Origin of the sequence: Bradyrhizobium sp. CCBAU 51745 (assembly GCF_028128715.1) — a bacterium.
Lineage (GTDB): Bacteria > Pseudomonadota > Alphaproteobacteria > Rhizobiales > Xanthobacteraceae > Bradyrhizobium > Bradyrhizobium manausense.
Map to the genome: position 1 here is coordinate 19808 of NZ_LBJP01000069.1, position 26571 is coordinate 46378.

Annotated in this window: 24 protein-coding genes and 4 pseudogenes; 12 read left to right on the top strand and 16 right to left on the bottom strand. The window is 60.0% G+C overall.

Annotation, left to right across the window (positions count from 1 at the left end):
• The first annotated feature begins 303 nt into the window (after positions 1–303).
• On the top strand, positions 304–1155 hold the full coding sequence (locus XH98_RS16810) for an IclR family transcriptional regulator (protein ID WP_271619310.1): 852 nt from the start codon (positions 304–306) through the stop codon (positions 1153–1155).
• On the opposite strand, the gene XH98_RS16815 is transcribed toward XH98_RS16810, so the two are convergent.
• Both XH98_RS16815 and XH98_RS16820 read right to left on the bottom strand, forming a co-directional pair.
• A complete protein-coding gene (locus XH98_RS16815) occupies positions 1104–1817 on the bottom strand; it encodes an HAD family hydrolase (RefSeq protein WP_271619311.1) in 714 nt (237 codons plus the stop codon). The two genes, XH98_RS16810 and XH98_RS16815, sit on opposite strands and share 52 nt — an antisense overlap.
• A 36-nt stretch (positions 1818–1853) precedes the next feature.
• On the bottom strand, positions 1854–2759 hold the full coding sequence (locus XH98_RS16820; RefSeq protein WP_271619312.1) for a helix-turn-helix transcriptional regulator: 906 nt from the start codon (positions 2757–2759) through the stop codon (positions 1854–1856).
• A 424-nt stretch (positions 2760–3183) separates the two neighbouring features.
• On the opposite strand from XH98_RS16820, the gene XH98_RS16825 reads away from it, so the two are divergent.
• The 3 genes and pseudogenes from XH98_RS16825 to XH98_RS16835 all read left to right on the top strand — a co-directional run.
• Positions 3184–4185, top strand: a complete 1002-nt coding sequence (locus XH98_RS16825; protein WP_271619313.1) for a 4-hydroxyproline epimerase — start codon at positions 3184–3186, stop codon at positions 4183–4185.
• 496 nt (positions 4186–4681) lie between these two features.
• Positions 4682–5569: a phosphotransferase enzyme family protein gene (locus tag XH98_RS16830; RefSeq protein ID WP_271619314.1), complete on the top strand. Its 888-nt coding sequence runs from the start codon at positions 4682–4684 to the stop codon at positions 5567–5569.
• A 107-nt stretch (positions 5570–5676) separates the two neighbouring features.
• Positions 5677–6003, top strand: a pseudogene (locus tag XH98_RS16835) (helix-turn-helix domain-containing protein); the annotation flags it as partial.
• A gap of 121 nt (positions 6004–6124) precedes the next feature.
• On the opposite strand, the gene XH98_RS16840 reads toward XH98_RS16835, so the two are convergent.
• Positions 6125–6463: a type II toxin-antitoxin system PemK/MazF family toxin gene (locus XH98_RS16840; RefSeq protein ID WP_271598000.1), complete on the bottom strand. Its 339-nt coding sequence runs from the start codon at positions 6461–6463 to the stop codon at positions 6125–6127.
• The gene (locus tag XH98_RS16845; protein ID WP_271619316.1) at positions 6450–6665 is read right to left on the bottom strand and encodes an AbrB/MazE/SpoVT family DNA-binding domain-containing protein; all 216 of its coding nucleotides are present in this window, start codon (positions 6663–6665) and stop codon (positions 6450–6452) included. Before XH98_RS16845 ends, XH98_RS16840 begins: the two co-directional genes overlap by 14 nt.
• Before the next feature lie 208 nt (positions 6666–6873).
• Between XH98_RS16845 and XH98_RS16850 the strand changes: the two are divergent.
• From XH98_RS16850 to XH98_RS16860, 3 genes and pseudogenes are all read left to right on the top strand, one after another.
• Positions 6874–7515: pseudogene (locus XH98_RS16850) on the top strand (SOS response-associated peptidase); the annotation flags it as partial.
• Between the two features lie 129 nt (positions 7516–7644).
• On the top strand, positions 7645–7800 hold the full coding sequence (locus XH98_RS16855) for a hypothetical protein (RefSeq protein ID WP_271598030.1): 156 nt from the start codon (positions 7645–7647) through the stop codon (positions 7798–7800).
• Positions 7801–7965: 165 nt separating this feature from the next.
• On the top strand, positions 7966–9345 hold the full coding sequence (locus tag XH98_RS16860) for a nucleotidyltransferase family protein (RefSeq protein WP_271619317.1): 1380 nt from the start codon (positions 7966–7968) through the stop codon (positions 9343–9345).
• Here the strand turns inward: XH98_RS16860 and XH98_RS41135 are convergent.
• A pseudogene (locus XH98_RS41135) lies at positions 9323–10143 on the bottom strand (DUF3363 domain-containing protein). The gene XH98_RS16860 and the pseudogene XH98_RS41135 sit on opposite strands and share 23 nt — an antisense overlap.
• Before the next feature lie 3 nt (positions 10144–10146).
• Positions 10147–10341: pseudogene (locus tag XH98_RS16875) on the bottom strand (acyl-homoserine-lactone synthase); the annotation flags it as partial.
• Positions 10342–10686: 345 nt separating this feature from the next.
• Between XH98_RS16875 and XH98_RS16880 the strand changes: the two are divergent.
• Together XH98_RS16880 and XH98_RS16890 are read left to right on the top strand one after the other, a co-directional pair.
• Entirely contained in the window at positions 10687–11469 is a 783-nt protein-coding gene (locus XH98_RS16880) for an IclR family transcriptional regulator (protein ID WP_271598003.1), read from the top strand.
• Positions 11470–12081: 612 nt separating this feature from the next.
• Positions 12082–12549 carry an FkbM family methyltransferase gene (locus tag XH98_RS16890; RefSeq protein WP_271598004.1) on the top strand — a complete coding sequence of 156 codons (468 nt, stop codon included), beginning with the start codon at positions 12082–12084 and terminating at the stop codon, positions 12547–12549.
• Positions 12550–12756: 207 nt separating this feature from the next.
• On the opposite strand, the gene XH98_RS16895 is transcribed toward XH98_RS16890, so the two are convergent.
• The 6 genes from XH98_RS16895 to XH98_RS16920 all read right to left on the bottom strand — a co-directional run bounded on the left by XH98_RS16895 (position 12757) and on the right by XH98_RS16920 (position 17905).
• Positions 12757–13017, bottom strand: a complete 261-nt coding sequence (locus XH98_RS16895) for a hypothetical protein (RefSeq protein ID WP_271619318.1) — start codon at positions 13015–13017, stop codon at positions 12757–12759.
• A 279-nt stretch (positions 13018–13296) separates the two neighbouring features.
• Positions 13297–13458 (bottom strand): hypothetical protein, encoded by a 162-nt coding sequence (locus XH98_RS16900; protein WP_271619319.1) that lies wholly within the window; start codon positions 13456–13458, stop codon positions 13297–13299.
• A 496-nt stretch (positions 13459–13954) separates the two neighbouring features.
• Positions 13955–14959: a substrate-binding domain-containing protein gene (locus XH98_RS16905; RefSeq protein WP_271598008.1), complete on the bottom strand. Its 1005-nt coding sequence runs from the start codon at positions 14957–14959 to the stop codon at positions 13955–13957.
• Between the two features lie 54 nt (positions 14960–15013).
• On the bottom strand, positions 15014–16117 hold the full coding sequence (locus XH98_RS16910) for an ABC transporter permease (protein ID WP_271619320.1): 1104 nt from the start codon (positions 16115–16117) through the stop codon (positions 15014–15016).
• Positions 16107–16886 (bottom strand): ATP-binding cassette domain-containing protein, encoded by a 780-nt coding sequence (locus XH98_RS16915; RefSeq protein ID WP_442868597.1) that lies wholly within the window; start codon positions 16884–16886, stop codon positions 16107–16109. The genes XH98_RS16910 and XH98_RS16915 overlap by 11 nt, the downstream gene beginning before the upstream one ends.
• A gap of 209 nt (positions 16887–17095) precedes the next feature.
• Positions 17096–17905, bottom strand: coding sequence for an SDR family oxidoreductase (locus tag XH98_RS16920; RefSeq protein WP_271598029.1), 810 nt, complete (start codon positions 17903–17905; stop codon positions 17096–17098).
• A 495-nt stretch (positions 17906–18400) separates the two neighbouring features.
• Here XH98_RS16920 and XH98_RS16925 point away from each other — a divergent pair, with 495 nt between their 5' ends.
• Positions 18401–19267, top strand: coding sequence for a MurR/RpiR family transcriptional regulator (locus tag XH98_RS16925; protein ID WP_271619321.1), 867 nt, complete (start codon positions 18401–18403; stop codon positions 19265–19267).
• A gap of 74 nt (positions 19268–19341) precedes the next feature.
• On the opposite strand, the gene XH98_RS16930 is transcribed toward XH98_RS16925, so the two are convergent.
• The 4 genes from XH98_RS16930 to iolD all read right to left on the bottom strand — a co-directional run bounded on the left by XH98_RS16930 (position 19342) and on the right by iolD (position 24306).
• Positions 19342–20412 (bottom strand): Gfo/Idh/MocA family protein, encoded by a 1071-nt coding sequence (locus tag XH98_RS16930; protein ID WP_271619322.1) that lies wholly within the window; start codon positions 20410–20412, stop codon positions 19342–19344.
• A 44-nt stretch (positions 20413–20456) separates the two neighbouring features.
• Positions 20457–21431, bottom strand: a complete 975-nt coding sequence (locus XH98_RS16935) for a Gfo/Idh/MocA family protein (protein ID WP_271598012.1) — start codon at positions 21429–21431, stop codon at positions 20457–20459.
• A gap of 97 nt (positions 21432–21528) precedes the next feature.
• Positions 21529–22428 carry a myo-inosose-2 dehydratase gene (gene iolE / locus XH98_RS16940; protein ID WP_271619323.1) on the bottom strand — a complete coding sequence of 300 codons (900 nt, stop codon included), beginning with the start codon at positions 22426–22428 and terminating at the stop codon, positions 21529–21531.
• Between the two features lie 6 nt (positions 22429–22434).
• Positions 22435–24306, bottom strand: coding sequence for a 3D-(3,5/4)-trihydroxycyclohexane-1,2-dione acylhydrolase (decyclizing) (iolD, locus tag XH98_RS16945; protein ID WP_271619324.1), 1872 nt, complete (start codon positions 24304–24306; stop codon positions 22435–22437).
• 173 nt (positions 24307–24479) lie between these two features.
• Between iolD and XH98_RS16950 the strand changes: the two genes are divergently transcribed.
• Both XH98_RS16950 and XH98_RS16955 read left to right on the top strand, forming a co-directional pair.
• Positions 24480–25610, top strand: a complete 1131-nt coding sequence (locus tag XH98_RS16950) for a Gfo/Idh/MocA family protein (RefSeq protein ID WP_271619325.1) — start codon at positions 24480–24482, stop codon at positions 25608–25610.
• Positions 25611–26213: 603 nt separating this feature from the next.
• A complete protein-coding gene (locus tag XH98_RS16955; RefSeq protein WP_333932163.1) occupies positions 26214–26522 on the top strand; it encodes an ATP-dependent DNA ligase in 309 nt (102 codons plus the stop codon).
• Positions 26523–26571: the final 49 nt, after the last annotated feature.

Consider the following 26571-nt stretch of genomic DNA (forward strand, 5'->3'; position numbering starts at 1 on the left):
ACGACATCTTGGGCATGCCGTATCACGACTGGAATTCGATTCCAACATGAACTTCCAGGAATTGGAATTCAATTCCACTTGCAATCGTGGCATGTTGAGCCCGCCCAGGGAGCAACGTTAGTTCACGAGGATGCAGAAATGAGGTGGCGGTGATCGGAGCCGGCGCAATCGGACGGTCTGATTGGCACGGCGCCCGACGGTATGCTGACTCTGCGGGCCACGATGGCGTCACAAGGCCGCTGAAACCGGTCAGAAAGTGGGACTTGATCAGGAGATGCAGTTGTGAATCAGGAAACTGCCTTGATGTTGAAGAAATCGGATCCCGCCGAGGCGCCGAGCGGCCTGTTGGAGCGGACGCTCGGGGTTCTCGAGCTGCTCGCGACCAATGCCCACGGGATGCAGCTGTTCGAGATCGCCGATTCGCTGCACATCCCACGCAGCGCCACGCATCGGGTGCTGACGAGCCTGATCGAGCATGGCTACGTCAAGCAGGAGCGCGAGCAGGGCGCCTATCAGCTCACCGCCAAGATCGCTTCGCTCGCCTTCACGTTCCTCGCCGGCAGCGGCATCACCGATTTTGCCCAGCCCCTGTTGGACCGCCTCGCGCGAGAGAGCGGCGAACTCGTGCGTCTCGCCATGATCGACGGCCGCGAGCTCGTGTGGGTCGCCAAGGCGCAGGGCTCGCCTGCCGGCCTGCGCTATGATCCGGATATGGGCCAGGTCGGGCGGCTGTCCTGCTCGGCGAGCGGTCACGCCTGGCTGTCATGCCTGTCGGATGAAGAGGCGCGCGCGCTGGTGGAGAAGCAGGGCTATGGGCTGCGCAAGGACTATGGTCCGCGAGCGCCAGAGAGCTGGCCGGCGCTGCTGAAACTCCTTCGCCAGACGCGCAAGCGCGGCGTCAGCATCTGCGTGCAGACCTATACGCCCTGGATGAGCGCGACCGCTGCTCCCATCCGTCATCCCAAGACCAAGGAGGTGACGGGCGCCTTGGTGATCGCCGGTCCCCACATCCGCCTGACCGAGGAGCGCATGCTCGAGCTTGCGCCGTCGCTGTTGCAGACGGCGCAAGAGCTGTCGATGGCGACGCTGGCTTCGCCCGGACTCTATGGCCAGGTCGCGCGGCGGGGCGAAAGCTTCTTCGGTCCCGGGTCCTGATTGGTAAGCTCCAGCAAATCAGAAAGCCGGTCGATTACGAAACCAGGAGTGGGTGGCAGGGCCGGCGGCCACTCCTGTCCGCACCGGAACCATGCCGTTGCCATTCCAGCTGCGTCGGCTCCCAGAATGTCGGCCACAGGGTTGTCGCCCACGAAGAGGCAATTGGCGAGCTCGACTCCCAACCTGCCTGCGGCAAGACGGAACAGGGCTGCATCCGGTTTCCTGAACCCTTCAGTCTGCGACACGAGTACTGCGTCCACTAGACTATCGAGGCCGAGCGCTTCCACATGCCGGGCTTGGAACTCGGTCTCTCCGTTGGTCACGACACCCAGTCGCAATCCCTTTGCGCGGAGTAACATCAGGGTGCTCGCCATGCCGTCACAAGGGCGAGCGAAGCGCGAGCAGCGCGTTCGGTAATCGGACAGCAGCGTTTCAGCGAGCGATGCATCACCGTGAAATTCTGCCAGCAGCGAGCGATAAACGACTGCCTTGGGAACGCGCCCGCGAGCGTCGAACTCGAGGAAGCGATCACGCCATGTCTCGAACGAGCCAGAGCCAAGACCTGCTGCGAAGCGCGAGTGCTGATCGCCCAAAAACGCCACAAGAGACGTGGTGCGATCGAGCAGCGTCTCGTCAAGATCGAACAAAACAGCAGAGATCATCAGCTATCATAGCACCATGCCGAGGGTGCGGCACCGTCAGCTCTTTCGAATGAGTCGCCAGCGCCCGGGTGTCGTCCCGATCTTCGCCGAGAATGCCCTCGTGAAATGACTTTGGTCGGAGAAGCCGCATTTGATTGCGATCTCGGTGAGCGGCAATGCTGACCCCAAGAGCAGGAGCTTGCTTTCCTCGATGCGCTGATCCATCAGCCAACGATGGGGCGGGGTGCCCGTACTGATCTTGAAAGCGCGGGCAAAATGGGCTGCCGACAAACCGCATTCGCTCGCGATACGTGAGAGAGAAACCTCACCATCGAGATGGGTACGGATCACGTCCTTCGCGATCCGAAGCTGCCAGGGTGTCAGGCCGCTGCGTTGCAAGCGATCGACGGGCAGGATGGTCGTGTATTTGCGAAGGAAATGGGTATTGAGCGCCATCGCAACATAGCCAACGAACAGTTCGTTTGCCTCATGCGGCCTCTCCAGCGCCGGCAATAGACACTTGCCGAGATGCGCCACGACCGGATCGCGAATGCTCAAACCGGCTGCGATGTCGAACTGAATGCGGCTGGCATCGAACTCGCTGGCAAGCCCATTCAAGGTGCTGTGCGGCAGGTACAAATAGAGGAAATCGAATGGATCCTGGAAGCGGACGATCGTCTCGCATCGCAGATCGTAGATGCTGATCTCATCCTTCATAGCACCTTTGCGCGCGTAGCGCCCATCGACCCACGCCTCTGCTCGCTGATGTCGCAGCCGCAGACAAAGCGCGAACGCCTCGTCGGGCGGTGATGGCAGGGTCGGATCGCTAGCCCGCCCGAAATGGGCCATTCGTACAGCGGCGAACGTTCCCTTCTGCAGCGATTTGACGAGTCCCCAGCGGGGCTGCTGGATCATCGGAAAAAGTGTGGCGAGCCGCTCGCCATAGAGGCCGAAATCGTTCATGCTCTGCGTTTAACGAGCCGCCGGCGACTATCCGGTCATTGCCGTCGGCAGGTAACTCCCTTTGCCCCGCGTCATTGCGGGATTTATTGTTGAAACTCTGGGTTGTTGTCTCTTAGAATTACTCTTAGGTGCGACGCTTTGTCGGTCACTTTCTCGCGAACGTGACAAGATGGCGCAGAAAGCGCGTTGAGTTCAATTTGCCTCGTCGACGCAATTTCTTTCGAGGCTTGAATTGATCAATCGTGGTTCAACACATACAACCACTCTCTGTCGAAAGCTCCTAGGATTGCGCCGCCTCTATTCGCTTGGCGTGCTCTGGAGCATCGGTAGTCGGCCGACAGCTGCCCGGTTTGTCGCCGGCCGCGTGCCAGGGGCGAATGCCCGCCAGCGACCTCTCTCCTTTCTCGCTTCGGAGACTCTGACCATGGCCACCCACACATTTTCCTGCATCGATGGTCACACCTGCGGAAATCCGGTGCGTCTCGTCTCCGGCGGGGGGCCGCATCTGGAGGGCGCGAACATGCTTGAAAAGCGCGCCCACTTCCTGCGCGACTATGATTGGATCCGCACCGGCCTGATGTTCGAGCCGCGCGGACACGACATGATGTCGGGCTCCATCCTCTATCCACCGACACGTTCGGATTGCGATGTGGCCGTGTTGTTCATCGAAACATCCGGCTGCCTGCCGATGTGCGGCCACGGCACCATTGGAACCGTCACGATGGGCATTGAGAATGGCCTGATAAGGCCGCGCAAACCCGAAAAATTGTCGATCGACGCGCCGGCTGGCAGGGTCGATATCACCTACCGCCAAGAAGGCCGTTTCGTGGAGGAGGTGCGTCTCAGTAATGTCCCGGGCTTTCTCTACGAGGAGGGGCTGACGGCCGAGGTCGATGGTATCGGCGAAATTGTCGTGGACGTCGCCTATGGTGGAAATTTCTACGCCATCGTCGAACCGCAAAGGTATTTTCGCGACATCGCCGACCATACCGCCGACCAACTGGTGGCGTGGTCGCGGCGTCTACGCGCCGCGCTCAATGAGAAGTATGAGTTCGTCCATCCCGAGCATCCGGAGATCAAAGGTCTCAGCCATATTCAGTGGACGGGAAAGCCGACGAAACTGGAGGCGCATGGGCGCAACGCCGTCTTTTACGGCGAGAAGGCGATCGATCGCTCACCGTGCGGTACCGGCACCTCAGCGCGCATGGCGCAGCTCGCCGCCAAAGGCAGGCTACAGGTTGGCGACGAATTTGTACATGAATCGATCATCGGCTCGCTGTTCAAAGGACGAGTCGAGGCCGCCGCCAGGGTCGCCAACCGGGACGCGATCGTGCCCTCAATTGCCGGCTGGGCCCGCATGACCGGCATCAATACGATCTTCATCGACGATCGCGATCCCTACGCCCACGGCTTCGTCGTGAAATGAAAGTCCGAAGCCACGATCCGCTTCCAACCCTCCACGAGCTCGCCCTGAAAGTCGCTGGACGTCTCCGAACTGAAATCGACATGCATTGGCGCGGGTTACAGCTTTGAGGCCGTCGAGTTCGAACACCCTCGAACCCGAGTAACGCTGCGACGCCATGCTGGAACAATCGGCCATGGCGGCAGAACTCAAACCAAATTGCCTTCGGCAAACCCGTAGCGGTTCGATCCGGTGAATGCGTTGATGCCTAGCCCCAGCAAAACCCTGGGACTTCCTGACAAGGAGACCCTGAAGGACGCCTCTGACCGATCGCTTTGGCAAAGCGCCGACGTCGTGATCCAAACATTGTCGACCTCAAGGCTGATCGATATGGGCATCCTCAGGGCGGATGCCATTCGTACGGAGAGGGTCGGAGATCTAGCGGACATTAGAAATCCATACTCTCCGATTCTATCAATTCTCTATGCGACCGAAAAATTCCTAAGAGGGCACTTCTAACATGTCACCCTTTGCCGTACTCGCGGCCCGGTTGTTCGGTGTCGCACCTGGCACCGTCCGAATGATCACGGACGGCGTCAACAAAACTCTTCGCGTCGTCAGCGATCATGATGACGCCTTCGTTCGCTTCTCGCCGACCTCCTTGCACAGCCGCAAGGCCCTTATAAACGAAGCCGCTTTGATCGCGACCTTGCGTGAGCAGGACATACCATGCTGTGAGCTGGTAGCTATCGACGGGTGTTCTGTCCATGGCCCACACATTGTCAATGGCCTCGAATACAATGTTTTGCTGACCCACACGATTGCTGGATCTGTGCTCGCCTCGACAGCACATGACGCGCGCGCTTTCGGACATTCGCTGGCCCGGCTGCATCGCACACCAATCAAAGGGCCGACGCGCATGCTGGCCATCAACGGTGAGGGTGAAATTGACCCGATGATTCGCCCCGTGTTTGAAGAACTTACCGGCTTGGTCCAGCAGCTATCCGACACGCCTTCCGCTTCGGACGGTATCTGCCACGGCGATGCCTGGCTTGGCAATGCGATCAACCGCGACGGGACGGCGGTACTCTTTGACTTCGAATTTTTTGGTCATGGGCAACTAGCCTACGACATAGCGACATTTATTTGGGCCCTGAGGGCGGAGGGCAATGAGGCGGAAGCGCTCATCTATGCAAGCTTCCTCGAGGGATACCGAGGCGAATATGACTTCCCTTTGAGTGAACACGATCTGCGAGTGAATTTGCTCCGCAAAGAAATAAACAACATTAGATTTCTATGTCAGAACATCACCATGTCGCACGAGGTCAAGGTTGCCACTGCCAAGTTTGCCCGAGATACCCTCGACTTTGCCTTGGGAAGTCGCCTGTCCAGGTTTGCATGGACATGAGCACTGAACGACTTACGGCCGCGCTCATTAGGCAGGCGCAACGTTCCGACACGAATGACAGGAAGCCGACGAGGCTTGCACTTGCACCCTCGCCGCCGTACAGGGGAGAAAATACGATGACGATGCCAGCCTACGCTGAAGAGCTGGGAGGGTACTGGCCTGCCTTCGGTCGCGGCGATGCGGTAACGCTCGTCCCTGTACATCAGATGTTGACTACGCAGCAAGCTGCCGACATCCTGAATGTGTCGCGTCCGTTTTTGGTCTCACTGCTCGAGAAGAACGAAATTCAGCACGTGACGGTGGGGCGTCATCGCAGAATTAGGGCAGAGGACCTATTCGCATATAAGCGCGCGCGTGATGAGAAGCGAGCCAACGCGCTTGCGAATCTCGCCGAGCGGGACGCGGAGCGATGCTCGCAAACCGGACGACAGTAAATTAGCTGGACAGTCCTTTCGGCAGCTGCGACTCTGACACGGCTCAGCTTCGGATATTCCATAATGAAGGTTATGCGAATCGCTCGTGTAGACGCTCATTAGAAAGCTCACCATCCTCCCATCAGCTACCCAGAATGCTGCGCATCTCTGATAAAACTTCGATCATCAAACGAGGCTTGATGCGACCGAGCCGTTCCGCGTGGCGCGCCTCTATCGTCGCGATCTTACAAGGTCGAATGATGGAGGGAGCAGGCAGACCGGCCTCTTCGTAGCGACTGATTGCAAGATCCCCGGGCCATGTTCTGTTTTCAGCACTCGTGATCATCACCACCCAAATAAGGTTTCCATTTTCCCCGATGCCTCCTGTGGATACAACGAGTGCCGGGCGATGCTGACGAGTTGATCGATCAGTGTACGGGAAAGGAACCCTAACGACGTCACCCTGCTTAAAGACTGCCATAGGCTTTCCGATCTGCCTCGCTGTCCCATTCGCTGAAGGTGACGAAGGGATCATCGACCAGAGCAGGTTCAGCCTTTGTCAGCACGACCTTATCACCAGTGATCGTATAAGCGATCTCATCACCTTCCTTCAGATGCAGAGCGGTTCGGACTGCCTGGGGGATCGTGGTTTGAGCTTTGGTAGTCAGTTTACTCGTAATCATGCGCAACTCCAGTCAAGGACTTTCCTTACTGTAAGGAATTTCCTTTCAATTTCAAGCCGTGGAAGCTCTTGCTTGGCAATATCTCTAACGGCGCACTAGGCCGGCGCCGCCCGCGATCCCTTTCTAAACTAAGGCGGGCCGCCGCCCCGCCGCGACGTTGCTGCAGCTCGCTCACCACCCCCACATCGTCAGGTCTCGGATGGAGAGGAGCGTGCCGGGCATCTTTCCCGACTATCCTGCCCCCATTGTCCGCAATGCAGCCGACGGACGCGAGATCGCAATGGCGCGATGGGGAATGCCTTCGTCGTCCAAGGCCTTGATGGACGCCACCAAGAAGCGCGCGGAGAAACTCGAAGCCAAGGGCAAGACGGTAGACTTCAAGGAGTTGCTTCGGATGGAGCCGGACAGCGGCACCACGAACATCCGCAACACAAGCAGCAGCCACCGGAAGCGTTGGCTCTGGCCTGACAATCGCTGCCTCGTGCCCCTTACATCGTTTTCCGAGTACGACACGATCGACGGCAAGAAGGTCCCGGTGTGGTTCGCATTTGATGAATCTCGTCCCCTCGCCGCCTTCGCCGGCATCTGGACGAACTGGACGAGCGTTCGCAAGGCGAAGGAAGGCGAGGTCAACATCGACGTCTTCGGGTTCCTGACCTGCGAACCCAATGCCGAGGTGAAGCGCGTCCATCCGAAGGCCATGCCGGTGATCCTCACCACGACCGAGGAGTACGATGTGTGGATGCGGGCGCCGTGGGATGAAGCCGAAGCGATGCAACGACCGCTGCCCGATGGGGCGTTGAAGATCGTGGCGACTGGCGAGAAGGGAGACCCCGCGCCGCAAGCATAACGTTCTGCACAGACCGCGCGGAACAGGTGGACAAGCCGCCGCCCTGCCGATTGCGAATCCCTGCCCCGTGCTAACCGCCCGGAACGAGCATGGGGTCGTAAGGATTCGTCCCCCGCAGGAGCCAACGCGATGCTGATGACGAAGGAACGGCGGCCCGCAATCCGGACGCTGCGGGGCTGGGCCATGTCCGTGCTCCTTGAGGCCGGTGCGATCCACGAATGCGAGGAGCATGGCTGGGCAAAGGACCGGGCCGTAGTCCGCAATACCGTGAGCGAGATAAAATAGTTGGTCATCTGCTCAATCTGCTCGCGGATCTCCCCACACGAAACAATGTAACGGAGGGTTGATCGGCGTTATACTCATTTCGCGAAACGCGTATAACGTACTGGACCCCGGGTTCCACTCCGTTCATACTCAATCCGCGGACTGAGTATAATCCGAAAAACAACCATGCCGGCCCCCTCCCTGGTTGCCCAGACGACCTACGTCGAGCTCCTGGAGCGCGCCGCGAACGCCGCCTTCCAGAACGCCTACGCAGACAACGGCTCATTCACGGCCAAGAACATCAATGGCCGCAAGTATTGGTACTTCCAGACCGGCACCGGCGCCGATCGGTCCCAGCGCTATGTCGGGCCCGAGACGCCAGAGCTTCTGGAGCGCATTGCCCGCCACAAGGAGGTTCGCGAAGACGAGCGTGAACGCCGGGCGCTTGTCTCTACGCTGGTCCGCTCATTCAGCTTCCCTCGTCCCATTCCAGAGATCGGCGACGTCATCGCAGCGCTCGCCAAGGTAGGGGTGTTTCGCCTTCGCGGCGTGCTCGTCGGGACGATCGCCTACCAAACCTATACCGCGATGCTCGGCGTTCGCCTCTCAGCCGGCTCGCTGCAGGCCGGCGACATGGACATCGCGCAGTTCAAGAACGTCTCGGTGGCGGTTGAGAATTCCACGCCGCTTGTTCTGGACGTTCTGAAGGAAGTCGACAGATCCTTTCGTGCCGTCCCTCACGTATCTGATGGCCGGCGTGTGACGAGCTATGCCGCCAAGGGCGGCTTGCGCGTCGACTTTCTCACGCCCCACGAGGGCAAGGAGACCGCCCGTCCCCAAAAGCTGCCCGCCCTGAACACAGACGCGCAGCCGCTGCGCTTCCTTGACTTCCTGATCCGCGAACCCGAGCCCGCGGTCATCCTGCATGGCGCCGGAATCTATGTGCACGTGCCGGCGCGGGCGCGCTACGCCGTCCACAAGCTCATCATCTCCCGCAGGCGCCCGGAGGGGCTTGCCAAACGCGACAAGGACCTGCAGCAGTCCGAGGCCCTGCTCGCGGCTCTGGCAGAAAAGCGACCTCATGAGCTGAAATCGGCCTGGGAGGAGGCTCATGGTCGCGATCCCAAATGGCGCCAATTGATGTTCGAAGGGCTTGCTCTCCTTGCGGCCTCGGTTCGCGACGCAGTGCTCAAGACCATTGCCGCGCCTCGCTCGATCATTCCGGACATGGATCTTTCCTTCGACAATCCTCCTGCTCGCTATGACTTCAGCCGCGATGTCGTGACGTTCCAGGGCCAAGCGCCCGGCGGCGCGGTCAACTGCGCAGTCAGCCGCGAGGCACTGGACGACCAGTCGGCGCCGACGGCCTCGGGCAGGACGGCCGCCTGCAAGCGTTCCTCAAGAACAGGTCGAGGATCGAGGAGATCGCTCGCGCCAAGTACCTCTCAGCGCCGGTGGACGAGCCCGGCGGCGTTTTGGTCAAGACATCCGACGTCGATAGCTTTTCAGCCCGACGAGCGCCCAAACGGAAGTAAGTTCTTCGTCATCGTCCAATCCCGCGCTTGATGCCGATCGACCAGCATATGCCCTCCCCGCCGACCTGACCGGTGACCAGTTGCCCGCGTGCTCGCTCCAGCACCGGCCGCCAGGGCACGAGCACGAACTCGTGGGGTCGCTCGATCAGGGCGAACCGCCCGCTGTTCAGCGTCAGCATAAGCCGCTAGGCGCCGTCGATCTTGTCGCCAGACTTGACATCGACATGTTCAAGGCCGGTGCGCGCGGAGATCTTAGCGACAGTCCGTGCCAACTCGCGCGCTTCGAGCGTCTCGAGCATTTTCCGTGCAAAACGCACCTGGCCCCCTTCCTCTCGCGCCAACCCCTGCCCGATCAGCCGTTGCCGCCTCGTTCGTAGCGCGGTCTCGACGTCCGCGCCGAAGCCCGTCGACGCGAGCTCCTCGGATTCCTTCCCAACAAGCTTGCGACAAGCCAGGTTGCGCCCAGCGCCTGCGGCGGGTCTTCGAACCTTTGCCATGACAGTACCGTGACCCGCACCGGATTGCCCGATCGCTGGAACTGCTCGTATCGAAGCGCCCGATCCAGATAGTCCTTCCCAACACTCCAACTGCCGTCGGCGAGACGGCCGACCATGCCTTCGCGCCGCATCGCCTCCAGTTGCCGCAAGTGGGATCCGACAAATTCGCCCGACGCTTGGGGATCGAATTCCCGATGCAGCCGATCGCTGTAACTGCCGCCATGGCGGGCGGCGACCTCTGCGATCGTCAGGTCGATCGCCAGCGGTTCAGAGTAACCAGATGTCGTGGCCCTGCCGGATCTGCCACCATAGGACGAGACATCGCCGACCAGAGATCAGTCCGCCTTGCGTTCCGAAGTGGACGAAATCAGAACCGGTCCATCGACCTCGGCCTGCCGGTACATGGCCGAGAGCACTTGATCTGAATCGCGAAGAAATCCTGCAAGCGCCATGGTCGACCCTAGCGCCTGCGCCTCACAGAGCCGCTCCAACGGCCAACCGGCACGCCTCAGGATGCGCTCCATACGGGCGTCAGTGAAGGTCGAGCGTCAAAAACGATCACGCTGCCGCGCGCACCTCCGGCCGCCTCAGGCAGCGAGCTCAAGGCAAATGAAACCTGTCCGGCCTTGAACTGACACCAGTTGTTGCGATCCCGAATGCCACCGGAAGCCCCAGCGCTCTTTCATAGAAGCGCTGCATGAGATCCATGTCACTAGCTAGCGACCGTGTAGCCCGCTCCGGATAGCACCGAGAGACACCCCCGTCCCTCCCTTCCACCTTCAATGCTATCGAAGATATTGTTTACTGTTGTAAAATGCAGCCGCGTGCGTTTGTGTCAATCCGGATTTTCAATCCCGGACCGCTGAAAGAAGCAGATGCAGGAAAAGAAGCCCCGCCGAGGCATTCAGTCGGTTGAAGTTGCCTTTCGTATCCTCAACGCTCTGCAAAAGAGCCAGCAGGCGATGGCTCTCAAGGATATCGCGCCGCTGGCGGAACTGACGACCAGCGCTGCGAACAATTATCTAGTGAGCCTGGTGAGGATCGGACTCGCTGCCGCTGATGAGAAACCCGGCTTCTATCGACTGGGGCCTGCGGCACTTTCCCTTGGTGTCAGCGCGATACAGCAGATCGACGGCTTTGAAGTCGTCCGCCGGGAGGTGACCATTCTGCGCGACACAACGCGGCGAAGCGCTGCCGTCACCACATGGACCGACGACGGTCCGATCAGTCTGTTCAAGCAGGATGGAGACCAGCGAGGCGCCTTCGAATTTCGTACCGGGCTGATCCCGATGCTGACGACTGCTGCAGGAAAGATCTATGCGGCCCGAATGCCATTGAACTTGACGGCGCCCCTAATCGAACAACAATGGGGTGCAGCCTTCGGCGGCAAACCCGATGTCTGCAAGTTCAGGGAAGACGCAAGCCGGGAACTCAAGCGCAAAGGCTTTACGGCCATCGTCCGCTCCGATCTCGCCGGCTATGTCTCTCTTGCGGCACCCGTACTGGACTGGAACGGCGATCTCCGGTTCACGTTAAGCTTGGCCGGCACACGGGCGTCCATGCAGACCGAGTCGACAAGTGCGCAGGTGAAATCGTTGCTCGCCAGCGCGTCCCGCGCCACTCGTGCTCTTGGCGGTAAGGTCGAGAACGGCGACTAGCCCATCACCTCCCTCCTAGAATCATCGTTGGCGGAAGACGTCCGCTAGCACCCGCGAGAAATCGTCTAGAGAACTTTGCCCCCGAAGCGACCACCAGACCAGCATCTCTTGGAGGGACAAAAAGGCCCGCCGTCAGGACCGCTACGAAGCGAGGAACGCGTCGATGCGCTTGCAGGCCTCACGATCGCCCGCGACGTCGGCGGCATAGAGGCCGGCTGCGGCCTTGTACATTAGCGCTTCCGGAAACTCCGCGCCACGGCTGGCTCAAGGCCAGTTCCGCCTTCAACGCCGACCCCGCTCCCTCGCGTTCGGCTGCAAGCACCATCGCGGTCGCCACCAACCCCTTGGTAATTCCAGCGTAGGATAGTTTCAAAGCCGAGGCCGCGCCGATTGGACCGTCGACGATACGGACGTCGAGACCATATTCGGCCAGTCCCTTGAGGTCGGACGCCGCATCGCCCGAAAAATACGATTCGGCGCCAGACAAGGCCGGCGGCCAGAGCGACTGTCATGGGTTGCTGGTCACGGAGATCAAGCCCTTTCGAGCATCCCCTTGCGCTGTTGCCGAATGCCAGCAACAGCCTAGCGAGGGGACTCAGGACGATCGTGTGAATGGCGATGAATCTGGCTCAGCAGCGAGACACCCTGGTTCCCGAGCAAAGCCTGGGCAATCGGAACACCGATCAGCGAAAAGTACGAATAGATCACGCCCATCCCGAACAAGACGCATTCGGCCAGACTCAAGCCGAGCGCAAGACGCCCGTGCCGTCGCCAGCCGCCTGCGCGCCTTCCGCGAGCGATAGAAAGAGAAGCGCCGGAATTGCGAAGACCGATAACCCTGAGCATGGCGTCGAGCGCATGGCCTGCCAACTCGCCGCCCTCGACAGCATGCACATGCCGGATCTGCGCTTCATCAAGTGCGACGTTGAGGGGCACGAATTGAATGTCTTCTCGGGAACCGAGCAGACCATAACAAAGAGCCGACCCGTGATCCAGTTTGAAGCCGTTCCGGCCGAAGCTTCCGACCTTTTTTGGTTACTTCGAAAATCTGCGTTATTCCGAGGTGATGTTTCTCGGTGACCGATACTAGCCCTATGTCGATCCCGATGACGTCAAGCATTGCAAGTTCGGGTCAGGTGGCCACAGAGATTTCCTCTTTTTACCGCCCGAGGCTATCGGCTCCACAATACCTACTAAGATGGCTCAGCATTTCCCTAGATGATCCTCAAGAGAATGTGCTGCGGGACAGGTACGACAGAATAGTCGTTGCTATCATCCTCGCGCTCCTCATCGGTCGTCAGGATCACCCGGCGCTCCTTTGGGATGGACGGTAGAAGCTGCCGCTCGCCCTAGATCATGCACTCGTTGGCCGCGCAAGCTGCGAACGTAATAGCCCTGTCTTTGAACGGCTGACTTGATCTCGTCGCTGACTTTGAGAACTCTTTTTCTGCTCTTGCGCCACTTATTCTGACAGCAAACCGAGGGTATCGCACAGCCAGTGCTTAGAACGAGAAAGTCGCGCCTCTCATTTCGATAAACATCAAACACTTTTCGCCCCCGCTGATCGTATTGAAGAAAGCACGAAATATGTTTCAGTCATTCTGATGCCCAGCTTACTACCTCGAGCGGCTGTGCGGGTTGCAAATGTGCAACGCTCCGCGACTTCTGCTTCACCGCGCACGCATTGAAACGAAGCGAAGCTATTGCATTCAACTTCGTTGAAGGCAGCGCGCAGGTACCTTGGTAAATACCGCCGAAGCGCGAAACACATTCTTTCTCTTAGGCTTCCGGTTGTGGCGCGAGGGGATATGCGAAACGCCGAACCTTTCAGGTGTTATGCAGATTGAAGGAGCGCCGTGGAGTATTGTGCGGCGCAGCTCCAGCGCGATGGCCAGAGCCGACCGCCGCGCCCAGCAGGTAGGCCGGCTTGTTCCGGAACTCGGCGGCGCCTTCGGCAGTGACGAGCGCGGCCGCGCCGTCATTCTCCATGCAGCAATCATAGAGATGAAAGGGTTCAACGATCCATCGTGAAGCGTCGTACCTGTCGGGATCCAGAGGCTTGCCACGAATGTCACGGCGGATTGATCCCGCCCATGATGGTAGGAGGCGAGCGCAATCGCACGCAGCGCCTCCTGGCGCACGCCGTACTCGTGCATGAAACGGCGAACGCGCATGGCAAAGCGCTGCGGCGACGCCAGTACACCATAAGGCATCAGATAGGCCTTCTCGCCCGACACGGCGTCTGATACTGCTGGTCTGACCGAAACGACCAATTAGCCTTGGGCCAATGACCGGAACACCACGACGCAATCGGCGAGGCCAGCGACGATGGCGGCCTACCAAGGTCGGCAAGGATAGTCCGCTTTGCAAGCCGCCCCTTCACTAGATAGTGGTCGGGTAGATCGGAGATGCGAGCGGCTACGTTCGCTTTCATCGCCGATGAGGTCAGCGGGCCAGCTCCCTAGCCCGCTGCCGTCCATCGAAACTACTTTGCGATGCAGGTATCGACGTTCTTGGAAGTGCAAACGTCAAGACCCGTATAGGTCGGATCTTTAGGCGGAGCCTTGCCTTCCTTGACGTCCTTCAAAGCGAACATGGTTTTGTAGCCCATCTCGAACGGACGTTGCCCGACTTGGCCGAGCGACAGCCCCTCCTTCATCTGATCGATCTGAACCGGCAGCGTATCGGCAACCACCAACGCCAAGTCCTTCTTGCCGATCTTGTCCTTGAAGGGCGCAACCGCAGCGCGATTAGCGTCCGGCACGAATTGCGGGAAGCCGCCCGTCGGCGTGAACGCGTCCAGGCTCGGGTTCTTTGCCATAATGTCCTGGAATTGCTGCACCGACAGAGGGAAATCGTCGTTGGTGTAGAGCGGGCAGCCCTCGATCTCCTTCCAGCCATTCTGCCCGGTCAGCCGCTCCCCAGGCGATTGGGCGGATTCCTTGCCTGAAAGCGTGTCACGGATACCCTTCATGCGCTCGTTGTGGTTGGCTGCAGCTGCGCCGCCGGACTGGATACAGATCGTGCCCCCCTTCGGCTTGATGGTCTGCACGATCTTGGCGATGTTGACGCCGATCTCGTAGTTGTGGGTGCCAATATAGGCAAGGCGCAGATCCTTGTTCTCGGGGAGAACGTCGGAGTCCCAGGTCAACACGGGAATGCCGGCGCCCTTGGCGGCCTGCAGCGCAACGGCCATCGCCGCCGCGTTGGCCGGTGCCACGGCAATGCCGTCCACCTTCTTGGCCACAAGGTCCTGCACGATCTGCACCTGCTCCTCGCCGCCGCCATGCTCTCCGGGGCCGATATACATGCACTGGAACGCGCCCTTGGACTCGGCTTCCGCCTTCTTGCAGCCGTCCCGCGCCTGATCGAAGAACGGATTGTTCATGTTCTTGGGAACGAGCGCAAAGGTGAACTTCTGCTGCGCGCTGGCCTGTCCTCCCAAGAACGCTGAAAACGCCACGGCGGCCATCAATAGATGCTTATGCACGTTCTCCTCCCTTTTTGTTGACTCCAAGTCTCCGACCTTATTGCCATCGGATTTCTAGCTACGCTTCCAAACAATCCACTCGCGGAACGCAGCAAGAAGCGACGTCCCGCTCGTCTGCATGCCGAGCAGCACGGCAATGACGATGAACATGCCAACGAACGCGCCTTGCCAGTTCGAATCGATGCCGGCCATCAGAAGCGCGTTGCGAATGACCTCGAGGAACGCCGAACCGATCACGGCACCGAAGGCGGTCCCATAGCCGCCCATCAGATTGGCGCCGCCGATGACCGTGCCGGCGATCACACGAAGCTCGTAGCCGGTGCCCATCGCGTTGATGGCCGAGCCGCTGTAGCCGAGGAGCAGCAGTGAAGCAATGGAAGCCGTGAATGACGAAAACAGGTAAGCTTGAAACTTGATCCAGTCGACCGACACGCCGGTCAGGCGCGCAGCGTTTTCGTTGGAGCCGAGCGCATAGAGGTGGCGCGCCCAGGCTGTGAATATGAAGACGGCGCCAAGAATGAAGGCAAGGATCAGCATCACCCAAAAATGGGATGAGAGTTCGGGAATCCAGCGTGGAGCCCAGCCAGCTGGCGCATGGAGCGGCCACTTAGCCTGGCCGATTGCCCTGACGATCGGCGCGTCCGGACCAAACTGGTAGAGCATCTGGTTGCCGGACAGCACCACGGCCAGGGAGCGCGCGATCGACAGCATGCCGAGTGTCACGACGAAGGACGGCATGCCAACATAGGCAACGAAGAAGCCGTTGAAGGCTCCACACGTCAGTCCCGCGAGGAGTCCGGCTGCGAAGGCGGCATACCAGGAATGATGCCAGGTCAGCAGCAACCCGGTGACAATGGCAACGAGCCCCATCACCGAGCCGACAGACAGATCGATGCCCCCCGTGATGATGACAACAGTCATGCCAAGGCTCATGATCGCAAGCGGAGCAAAGTTGCGCGTAATGTTCGTGACGTTGTCGGTTGTGCCGAAGCTCGGCTCCAGCCAGGTCATGAAGATCACCAGAGCCAAGAGTGCGGCTGCGACCCAGATTGCCTGATTGGCCACCAGGCGCTGGAAGGTGGTCTGCTCGCGAATGCTGACGACATCACTGATTGCGGCGTGTGTTTCTTCTATCACTTTGGCAGAACTAGGCTTCACGGATCGCCCCCGTAATCAGGCCGGTGATCTGCTCCGGCGAGGTCGTCGCGGTTTCCTTGTCGGCCACCTTTGAGCCACGCCGGAGCACAATGATACGGTCGCAGACGGAAAACACGTCAGGCATGCGATGGCTGATCAGCATCACCGATACTCCGCGAGACTTCAGCCGGCGGATAAGTTCGAGCACCTCGGCGACCTGTCGTACAGAAATGGCGGCTGTCGGCTCGTCCATCAGGACGAGCTTGGCATTAGACAGCCGGGCCCGGGCAATCGCAACGGCCTGACGCTGCCCCCCCGACATCTTCTTCACGAGGTCCCGGGGACGCGTTTCCGATTTGAGCTCCGCGAAGAGCTCGCCGGCGCGCCCGATCATCGACTGCTTGTCGAGGATGCGGAACGGCCCGAAACCCTTCTTGATTTCGCGTCCGAGGAAGACGTTCTCCGCGGCCGTGAGGTTGTCGGCGAGCGCGAGCTCCTGATATACAACTTCGATGCCCTCGGCCCGAGCCTCGATCGGCCTGTGGAAATGGCATTCCTTGCCATCGACGACGATGGCACCCTCGGTCGGCGGGAAGTTTCCGGCAATCAGCTTCACCATGGTCGACTTGCCGGCGCCGTTGTCGCCCATCAGCCCGACCACTTCCCCCGCATCAACCGAAAAGCTGACATCGGACAGCGCCCGAATAGCACCAAAGCTCTTCGAGATGCTTCGCACATCGAGCAAAGCCACGCGTTCCCTCCATGCGGTGGCGGCTCTATCCGGCCGCATCGTCTTTTTGCAACCAATATTGCATACCCTGCAATCCTGCAACACCTATTTCACATGCTGGCGAGGGCGCTTGCATGGACGCTCATGGCGGCTTGGCCGGAATGCTGGACATCGCAAGTGTAGGAAGACCACGTCCAGCTTGCCTGGCGCGATCCCGTCCATGCCGTCGCCCGCTTGCCGCAGAGAAAAGCCATTGGCCTCGAATCGTCTCAGAGCGGCGCTTCCGGATGCGGTGACGCATCATAGGCGCCCCAAATGCTTTGATCGAAGTTGATCGTGGCCCCCGTCATCATTCCAGACTCATCGCAGGACAGGAACGCAACGGCGCGCGCCACCTCGGTGGGATCGAGCAATCGGCCGAAAGGCTGCCGCGCGGCCGCTTCTTCGAGCCAACTCGCGGACCGGCCATGGTAGACCTCCTGCGTGTTGAGCTCGCCTTCTGAGGCCATCCAACCAATGTTGAGACCGTTCACACGGATGCGGTTGCGCAGCAGCGCATGGGCAGTATTTCGCGTCAGCGTGTCGAGCGCGCCTTTCGATGCGCAATAGGCCGCAATGAAGGACTGGCCACCCATCGCCGACATTGAAGAGACATTGACGATCGTGCCCTGCACTTTGTCGCGGCGCATCAGCTTGATCGCGTCCTGCATCAGAAAGAACGGGGCACGCACGTTGACGGCGAAGATCTTGTCAAATAATTCTGGGCTTGTATCGATGATGGTGCCGCGGCTCGTATCGCCCGCAGCATTCACCAAGGCGTCGACGCGCCCGAAGGCCCTGTCCGCCTCAGCAACGACTCTGGCGCAATCCTCGGTCTTCGTCAGGTCAGCGCGCACAAATACCACGGCAGCGCCCGTGGCTGTGGCGATTGCATCGGCCTTTGCTCGCCCCTTCGCCTCATCACGACCGCACGTGACGATGCCCTGCGCGCCGCGCTCGGCGAACAGTTTGGCGATGGCGGCACCGAGCCCCTGGGTTCCCCCCGTGACAATCGCGATCTTTCCATGCATCGAAGTCATTTGGGTTCTCCAAGAGTCGGAGCGCTGCTCGGCGTGTCGCTGCTGCTCGACGCCAAAGGGACCCTCAAGGTGCACGCGATATTGCGAACTCCGACCTTCTTCCGGTCCTGCCGGACTCGACCTGCCTCCGCGAGCATGAGCGCGCGGTATCCGTCGTCGAATGTCGCTTGGGACGGCGCAGCGTCGCGAACGCCCGCAATGAACGCCGACGAATGTTCGATTTGCTTGCAAGAGATATTGCGGATATGCATAAGTGTCAATAAATGTTCGCCGGCGCTATCGATGATGTGCTCCGCCGCCAGGGATGGTGATGCGAGGGCGCGCGAGTCTCTTTGGTCCTTGACCCGTCCGGTCAACGGCCAGGCTGTGCAGCTGGATACTCGACCAAATGCCGACGCCCTGGCGCTCGCTGAATTTTTGGAGAGGACAACGTTCCGAACGAGAATGAAGTTGTCAGCATCCGCACACTATGAACCAGTGACGAGAGCACATTAAATGCAGGGCGTGAAGACACCGGAAGACTATGAGGAATTGATCCGTGTCATCCACGATCGCCATGATGACATGAGCAAGTCTTATCAAAAGATTGCCGTTTATCTGACCCAGAACCCGAATGATGTCGCGGTCCTGTCGGTAAACGCAATCGCCGATCGCTGCGGCATCCACGCCTCAAGCTTCGTGCGCTTTGCCCAGTCACTTGGCTATGAAGGTTTCAAGGAGCTGCAGGCCTTATTTCAACGGCGCCTGTCAACCGCCGCCCCGGGTTTCGAGGCCCGCATCAAAGCTCTGGACATCGAGTTGGGTGCCCGCGCCGATCGCAGCGAAGTTGGTTTCCTGCGCGACTTGGTGGTTCGGGACATTGCCTCCCTTCAGGACATGCTCGCGGACATTTCGCCGAAAGCTCTCGCGGACGCGGTCACCCTCCTTGAAAAGGCCGATTCCGTTTTTCTGATCGGGCAATTGCGTTCGGCACCCGTCGTCGAATTCCTTCGTTACATATTGACCATGCTGGGAAAGCGCTGCGTTTTGCTCGACGCAGGGGGCGGACTCGCGACACACATCGGGCGCACGATCCGCAAGAAGGACGTGCTCTTGGCGGTATCGTTCCGGTTCTACGCCAACGAGGTCGTCAATGTCGTGGACGAAGCCGGGCGCAATGGGATTCCCATCATCGCGATATCGGACAGCACACTGTCTCCACTGGCAAAGAGTGCCCGCGTTCTGTTCGCCGTCCCAGAGCATGAATACACGTTTTCGCGTTCCCTTGCCGCTCCGATGTGCCTTGCCCAGGCCTTGACGGTGGCGCTGGCAGCAAGACTACAGAAGGACATCAACCCGCGGATCCCAACAGTTACTAGTTAATAAACAACTCTTGCGGTGGCTCGTCACGTTCTCGACTTTCGTCATCCGGCAAGGCCCGAACGGCACGCAGCGCCTCACAAAACAAGTCGCCGATCGGTTACTGGGACCATTCGCACCATGTCGGGCGTTGGATGGCGGCCACGTGGAGGAGATGCAATGGATTGTGGCTGTCCGGTCAGGGCCGCTTTTTCAATTGCGACCAGCGCACGCAAGTCCGCCAGGCCCTCCTCGCCATCAGCCTCCGGCGGCGTTCCATGCTCGATGCAATCTGAAAAGTATTCCGCCTGCGCACCAAAGTGGTCGGTCTGCGGAAAGGTGATTTCTCGGACATCGCCGTCGCGGCGCAAGCGCAGTTTTGTTGCAGTCTCGAACCTGAAGCCGGGGTCGAGTTCGAGATCGCCCGACGTTCCGACGACCCGATAAGTGTCTACAGCAGTGGCCCCGAAGCTGGCGACGAATTGCGCCAGACCGCCGGAAGGAAAACGCAGTAAGGCTGCGACCGATGCTTCCACTTCGCGAAAGCGCGGGTCATCGATCGGTCGGTTGACCATGGCCATTGCCTCGATCGGCTCCTCGGCGAAGAGGTGACGAGCCGCATTGACGCAGTAGACGCCGACGTCCTGGAGCGGGCCACCCCAACTCGCAGCTTTAAGTCTGTGGTTGCCTGCCGCTGCCTGGAAGCTGAAAATCGATTGCAAGAAAAGCGGTTGGCCGATCGCGCCGCTGCGAACGTGCTCGAGAACCGCGACGGTTCCGGGTTCGTTGTGGAGCCTGTACGCCGTCATCAGAAATACGCCGGCTTCACGCGCGGCGGCGATCATGGCGAGAGCATCCTTTTCGCTTGTGGCCAGCGGCTTCTCGACCAAAACGTGCTTGCCGGCTCGAGCTGCGCGAATTGCGTAGTCTGCATGCAAGTCGTTGGGCAGAGCAATATACACTGCATCGATCTCAGAGCTTCTTAGAAGCGCATCGTATCCGTCATAGTCGGCGATCCGGCCGACACCATAGAAATCCGCCAAACGGGCGGCCTTGTCCCGATCGCCCGTCACGATCGCGGCGACCTTTGAGTTTGCGGACTGCGCAACCCCTGGCAGAAAGGCTTGCTGCGAAATCCAGCCCGCGCCGACAACTGCATACTTGATCATCGTTCCCTCTCCCGGGTCCAGCGGGTAACGGCGTTCGCTCGCTATCAATCATACAACGGAGGACGCGGTCCATATTTCAGGGTTGCCACACCCCCTCCGGCGAGTGCCTCAGCGACTTGCTCCGCAATGGCCGAGGCGACATAGCCATCCCATGCGCTCGCTCCGACTGAGGCACCGGTTTTCACTGCGCTGACCCAATCGGCCATCTGCCTGCGGTATGCCTCTTCGAACCTAGGCACCCAATTGTCCGGATACGAAAGACCACCAGCTCGGTCCCTGTTCAGCAACGTCAGCGATGCCGGAGCCAGCGATATCGTGCCTTGCCGACCTACCAACTCGACATGGACGTGATAGCCGTAGCTGGCGTTTACGAAAACCTCAGTCGAAACAATCTCGTCCTTGTCGGTTTTCATCATGATCATGAGGGGTTCGCCGCCCGGCCCCGCTTCTACGCGCGCAGAAACCATCTCCGATCCCAGGAGCCAACGGCTGACGTCGATCTCGTGGACGAACGAATTCGTGATGGCCATCGGGCCGTTGAACCAATCCGGCGCGCGAGCATTGCGGTGCACGTTGTGCAATAGCACGGCCCTACCCAAGTGACCGGCGTCTTTGACGCGCTTGATCTCCCGATAGCCAGGGTCAAACCGGCGCATGTATCCGACCTGAATGAGCCTACGTCCCAAACCGACTTCTGCCTGCACCACGTCCCGGGCATCAGCTGCTGAAGACGCCAACGGCTTTTCGCAGAGAACCGGCTTGCCCGCCGCGATGCATGCGCGTGTTAGCGACGCGTGTGTCGAATCGGGAGATGCAATCACGATCGCGTCGATCTGATCCGACGCGATTAACGATTGAGGATTCGAAAAGACGGTTGCTCCAGAGGCAACTGCCTGCGCCCGAGCCACGTCCGCGTCAAAAATCCCCGCAAGATGAGCACCAGGGGTCTCTTGTCGGAGTATCCGAGCATGCTCGGCGCCCATCACACCTGTTCCGATGACTCCTATCCCGATGCTCATTTCGCCTCCACACCCCGTCTCGTGCCAATATTGTCCCGCCAATCCAGGGCAAGACCGGAGCGGTTCCTGGAATTCGGCGACACCCGATCGGTGCGGTTCATGGCACGACCTCATAACCGGCCGACGCCATCAAGCGGATCAGTTCCGCATGCCCTTTCCTGGCCATTTCCAACGGCGGGCTGATCCTGGGGTCCTGCTCCGCTTCGACGACGAACCACCCCTCGTAGCCATAGGACGCGAGGCGGGCGATGATCGCGGCAAAATCGAGCGAGCCATCGCCTGGCACGGTGAACGCACCTTTCACCACCGCGTCGAGGAAACTCTCCCGCTTCCGGTCGAGTTTCTCAATGACGCCGCTGCGGACGTCTTTGGTATGCACATGACTGATGCGGGAATGATGCTTGTCGATCACACGCAAGACGTTGCCGCCGGCAAAAGCCATGTGGCCTGCATCGAACAGCAGCGGTAACGCCTCTCCCGAATTCGCCATGAGCAGGTCGAGTTCAGCTTCGGTCTCGATCGCTGCAGCCATGTGGTGATGGTAGGCGATCGGCATTCCCTGCCCCGCGCACCACTCGGCGAAAGCCGTCATCTTGCGTCCATAGGCCTTCATCTCCTCGTCCGAGAGCCTCGGTTTGGTAGCGAGCGGCGCGGAGCGATTGCCCTGAATCGAACGCGCAGTTTCGCCGTAGACGATGCAGGGCGCCTTCGCCGCAATGAAGAAGTCCATCTGGGCGCGAATGCGGTCCTTTTCTCGCTCGATGTCGCCGTCAAGCAGAAGGCCGGAGAACCAGCCGCCGCACACGGAAATCTCAAACCGGGCGAGTATCGGCCCGAGTTCCGTCATGTTCATTGGGAAACGCCGACCGGTTTCCATTCCCGTGAAACCGGCGACACTGGCCTGACGCAAGCACTCCTCCAGACTCACGTCATCGGATAGCTCCGCAAGATCGTCGTTCCACCAGGCAATGGGGGCAATTCCAAGTTTCGCTTTCATGGCTCATCACACTCCGATGCGCTGCTTCGCGCGGATAGCTTCTTGTTGCTTGCGCGCACTTCGAACCGCCTCGCGCGAGGACACTTCGGGGACGCCGACGTCCCAGTCGGCGTCGCCAGGAACCCACGAATACGCATCCGAGGCGATCGTAAGCACCGTGGTGCGATCGTTGCCTTTGGCCCATTCGAGCGCTGCAACAAGGTCGGCAAGGCTCTCGCAACGCCGTGCAGCCGCGCCCATCGACTCGGCGTGCTTGGCAAAATCAACGTGAGGAGGATTGTCGCGATTCTGAACTCGACAATCGGTCAACAGATTGTTGAAGCCTGGCACGCCCTTGAATTGTTGCAGCCGGTTGATCACTGCGAACCCGCCATTGTCACAGACCACAACAATCATCTTGTGGCCGCTCAGAACCGTCGAGTAGATGTCCGAGTTCATCATCAAGTAGGTGCCGTCGCCGACCATCACGATGGGCGTGCCGCCGAGCCCGCCTGGCCCGGAATTGGCCATTGCATGGCCCCAACCGGCGGCGATCTCGTAGCCCATGCAAGAGAAGCCGAACTCGAGATCAAATGTATTCGGCGCCTTGACGCGCCAGCCCTTTGTCACTTCTCCCGGGAGACCGCCGGCAGCCGAAATCAAGGTATCTCTCTCGCCGGCGGACGCGTTCACCGCCTGGACTATCTGCGCGTAGGTCGGTACCGGAGCATTGCTGGCGGCCTGCAATGACTCGAGCAGTGCGTCCCATTCTCTGAAGAGCATCTGGGCACGCGTCATGTGGGCGGGGTCGACTCGCCACGCGCCGAGCTCCGCGTCCAGCTCTGCAACCGTCTCCCGCGCATCCCCTACCACCGCTAGCGCACGATGCTTCACCGCATCGAACCTGGCCGCGTTGATCGAGATGAAGCGCGCGTCCGGGCTGAAAGCGGTCCACGAACCCGTCGTGAAATCCTGAAGACGCGTTCCGATCGCAAGGATCACGTCGGCTTCGGCTGCTAGCGTGTTCGCTGAGGTTGAGCCGATAATTCCGATCGGGCCCGCATGGGCCGGGTGATAGTGGGTCACGGCGCCCTTGCCGGCGATCGTCTCCAAAATGGGAATTCCACGCTTGACCGCGAAATCCGCGACGACCTCTCCCGCCAGCGAGTAACGTACGCCGCCGCCGGAGATGAGGATCGGCTTCTTCGCGGCCTTGAGCAGCGCGGCTGCCTCCGCGAGTTTCTGACGGTCGGGACGCGCCCGCGGAATGGTCCAGGTTCGAGACTCGAAGAAGGCCTCGGGGTAGTCGAATGCCACCTCCTGTGTGTCCTGGGGCAGAGCGAGAAAGGCCGGGCCACAGTCAGCCGGATCGAGCATCGCGGCCACCGCCTGCGGAAGCGAAGAAATGATCTGCGCGGGATGGGTGATCCGATCCCAGTAGCGCGTAACCGCCTTGAAAGCGTCGTTCACCGTAACGGTCGGGTCGCCAAAATGCTCAACCTGCTGAAGAACCGGATCCGGCAGCCGGTTGGTGAACGTATCGCCAGCTATGAGAAGAAGCGGCAAGCGATTTGCGTGAGCTGTTCCCGCTGCCGTCACCATGTTCAGCGCGCCGGGGCCAATGGACGAAGTCGCGACCATGATTTGCCGCCGAAGCTTGCCCTTGGCAAAACCGACGGCTGCCAACGCCATCGACTGCTCGTTCTGCCCGCGCCATGTGGGCAGACGATCCTGCACAGCCTCCAGCGCGTCGGACAGGCAGGTTACGTTCCCATGACCAAAAATACCGAACACGCCGGCGAACAGGGGCACGCGAACACCTTCGATCTCGATGAACTGCTGAGTCAGCCATCGCACCACGGCCTGGGCCATGGTGAGTCGGATTGTGGCGCTGGTCATGTGATGTCCTCCCTCGACACTTTGGGAGAAACATAACCTCTTGCATTAAATATTGACAATAATATTTTTTGGCAACAACTATTGCTGATGACGGGCAACGTCAACGACATCCGCCCTGGACTTTTTCGCTAGTCGCCTCAACTCCGACCTCATCGTGATCAGGGATTTGCAACATGACCAAACCGAAGCTCCGCATCGGTCTCATCGGTAGTGGCTTCATGGGCAAAGCGCACGCTTTCGCTTACTCCATAGCCGCGCGCGTGTTCGATCTGCCTTTCGAACTGGAACTGCATACGATCGCGGACATCAGCGACGAGGCGGCAGCGAAAGCAGCCTCAGCCCTGGGCTTCGCGCGCGCGACCTCGGACTGGCGCTCGCTCGTGGTGGACCCAGCCATCGACGTTGTGAACATCACCACGCCCAACGCGCTCCACAAGGAAATGGCCTTGGCTGCGATTGCCGGTGGCAAACATGTCTATTGCGAGAAGCCACTGGCTCCGCTTGCGACAGACTCCCGCGAAATGGCCGAGGCCGCTGAAGCGGCCAGTGTAAAGACACAAGTCGGTTTCAATTACCTTTGTAACCCGATGCTGCAACTCGCGCGCGACATGATCGCCGCCGGAGAACTCGGCGAATTACGCGGCTACCGCGGGGTCCACGCCGAAGATTACATGGCAGACAGCGCTGGGCCCTTCACCTTCCGGCATGATCCGGCTGGTGGCGGCGCGCTGGCCGACATTGGCAGCCACGCGTTGGCAACGGTCGAGTTCTTAGTAGGTCCGGCCGCCGGACCGATCACCGGAGTCATGGGAGATTGCGTGACGATGATCAAGGAACGTCCCGACGGCAAAGGCGGGCGCACGCGCGTCGAAGTCGACGATGTCGGGCGAGCCTTCCTCCGTTTCGCGAACGGTGCCTCCGGCTCGATCGAGGGGAATTGGATTGCGACCGGGCGGAAGATGCAACACGATTTCGAAGTCTATGGAACCAGAGGCGCCCTCGCCTTCAGCCAGGAACGATTCAACGAGTTGCATTTCTTCTCGACCGATGACCGCCGCGGCCGTCAGGGATTCCGCCGGATCGAGGCGAGCCCGGACCATCGGCCATACGGCTTGTTCTGCGTTGCACCGGGCCATCAGCTTGGCTTCAACGACCTGAAAGCGATCGAAGCTGCAGGGTACCTTGACGCTATCGCCGGACGTCAGCCGGAGCCATTCAACTTCCGCGCTGGCCTGCGCATCCAAACGCTCGTTGAGACGATTCACGCCTCGAGTCGCGCCGGCACGTGGAAGAACGTTCCTTGAGTGAGCCTTTAAGCGTCTTCTCGACGTCCTGGTCAACGAACGACTCCATCGAGTCATAACCAGACGCCGGCGACCACTTGCACCACCCGCGTCGAGGGCGGCAGATCGGGCTGCTAAGAGGTGATGTTCAGGAAAATAAGCAGCCGCGGGCGCGCCGGCAGGAAACAACTTGAAACCCACTGCTCGGTCAAGAACTCATAGCTATTCTTTCGAGGCGCAAGAAAAATGGAGTTGAATCAAGGTGGTTGACAAGACACCCCTTCCGCCATCGGTGTTTGCAACGGTCGCCTCAGCAATATCTCAACCGTAGTTTTCCGCCAGTGAGCGTGGCTTGCGACCTGCTACCTTCCTTCAAAACGGCCCTGGCCGCAACGAAGCGAGAGCGCAAGCCGTAGCCAGTCGCCGCAGCGGTGCATTGTTGAGACCGTCGAGCTCTGCCACTCTGCGGGTGCGTCCGGATCACGAGCCCCGCAAAGACGCGCTCCCAGGCATCGAATGCGAGGCCCCCGGTACCGGGCACGGCGAGAAGCCTCCTGCGCCTCTGGACACGGCGCCGATCTGATTCACCACCCGTGAGCCCTTCACGCAGTCGATTTTTAGCGAGTGCGCCTGCTCTCCCGCAACGGCACCGACTGGACGAAGCGCTACGCCCGGATTGCTGAAGCGTCCCTCGAGAACCTGCAGAAGCGCTTTGTGATCGATGGGGAGGCCGTCATCCTTGGGGTAGACGGCATCGGCGACTTCAACGCGCTGCACAGCCGGCCGCACGACCATAAAGAGCAGCTTTACGCTTTTGATATCCTCGTCATGGGCACCGATGATCTCCGGTCCTTGCCCCTCCATATGCGGAAGATAAACCTGCAGCAGCTACTAGATGCGGTAATGGGCCCGGCTCCGAGCAAGGGGTCATGATGGTGGCTGTCGCCCGATAGATGATGAAACGGGGTCGCGACTTGAGTCG

What these genes read in the sequence shown, in the direction of transcription:
- XH98_RS16810 (WP_271619310.1), top strand. Translation starts at nt 304, where the DNA reads ATGTTGAAGAAATCGGATCCCGCCGAGGCGCCGAGCGGCCTGTTGGAG.
- XH98_RS16815 (WP_271619311.1), bottom strand. Translation starts at nt 1,817, where the DNA reads ATGATCTCTGCTGTTTTGTTCGATCTTGACGAGACGCTGCTCGATCGC.
- XH98_RS16820 (WP_271619312.1), bottom strand. Translation starts at nt 2,759, where the DNA reads ATGAACGATTTCGGCCTCTATGGCGAGCGGCTCGCCACACTTTTTCCG.
- XH98_RS16825 (WP_271619313.1), top strand. Translation starts at nt 3,184, where the DNA reads ATGGCCACCCACACATTTTCCTGCATCGATGGTCACACCTGCGGAAAT.
- XH98_RS16830 (WP_271619314.1), top strand. Translation starts at nt 4,682, where the DNA reads ATGTCACCCTTTGCCGTACTCGCGGCCCGGTTGTTCGGTGTCGCACCT.
- XH98_RS16840 (WP_271598000.1), bottom strand. Translation starts at nt 6,463, where the DNA reads ATGGCAGTCTTTAAGCAGGGTGACGTCGTTAGGGTTCCTTTCCCGTAC.
- XH98_RS16845 (WP_271619316.1), bottom strand. Translation starts at nt 6,665, where the DNA reads ATGATTACGAGTAAACTGACTACCAAAGCTCAAACCACGATCCCCCAG.
- XH98_RS16855 (WP_271598030.1), top strand. Translation starts at nt 7,645, where the DNA reads ATGCTGATGACGAAGGAACGGCGGCCCGCAATCCGGACGCTGCGGGGC.
- XH98_RS16860 (WP_271619317.1), top strand. Translation starts at nt 7,966, where the DNA reads ATGCCGGCCCCCTCCCTGGTTGCCCAGACGACCTACGTCGAGCTCCTG.
- XH98_RS16880 (WP_271598003.1), top strand. Translation starts at nt 10,687, where the DNA reads ATGCAGGAAAAGAAGCCCCGCCGAGGCATTCAGTCGGTTGAAGTTGCC.
- XH98_RS16890 (WP_271598004.1), top strand. Translation starts at nt 12,082, where the DNA reads ATGGCGATGAATCTGGCTCAGCAGCGAGACACCCTGGTTCCCGAGCAA.
- XH98_RS16900 (WP_271619319.1), bottom strand. Translation starts at nt 13,458, where the DNA reads ATGGAGAATGACGGCGCGGCCGCGCTCGTCACTGCCGAAGGCGCCGCC.
- XH98_RS16915 (WP_442868597.1), bottom strand. Translation starts at nt 16,886, where the DNA reads ATGCGGCCGGATAGAGCCGCCACCGCATGGAGGGAACGCGTGGCTTTG.
- XH98_RS16920 (WP_271598029.1), bottom strand. Translation starts at nt 17,905, where the DNA reads ATGACTTCGATGCATGGAAAGATCGCGATTGTCACGGGGGGAACCCAG.
- XH98_RS16925 (WP_271619321.1), top strand. Translation starts at nt 18,401, where the DNA reads ATGCAGGGCGTGAAGACACCGGAAGACTATGAGGAATTGATCCGTGTC.
- XH98_RS16930 (WP_271619322.1), bottom strand. Translation starts at nt 20,412, where the DNA reads ATGATCAAGTATGCAGTTGTCGGCGCGGGCTGGATTTCGCAGCAAGCC.
- XH98_RS16935 (WP_271598012.1), bottom strand. Translation starts at nt 21,431, where the DNA reads ATGAGCATCGGGATAGGAGTCATCGGAACAGGTGTGATGGGCGCCGAG.
- iolE (WP_271619323.1), bottom strand. Translation starts at nt 22,428, where the DNA reads ATGAAAGCGAAACTTGGAATTGCCCCCATTGCCTGGTGGAACGACGAT.
- iolD (WP_271619324.1), bottom strand. Translation starts at nt 24,306, where the DNA reads ATGACCAGCGCCACAATCCGACTCACCATGGCCCAGGCCGTGGTGCGA.
- XH98_RS16950 (WP_271619325.1), top strand. Translation starts at nt 24,480, where the DNA reads ATGACCAAACCGAAGCTCCGCATCGGTCTCATCGGTAGTGGCTTCATG.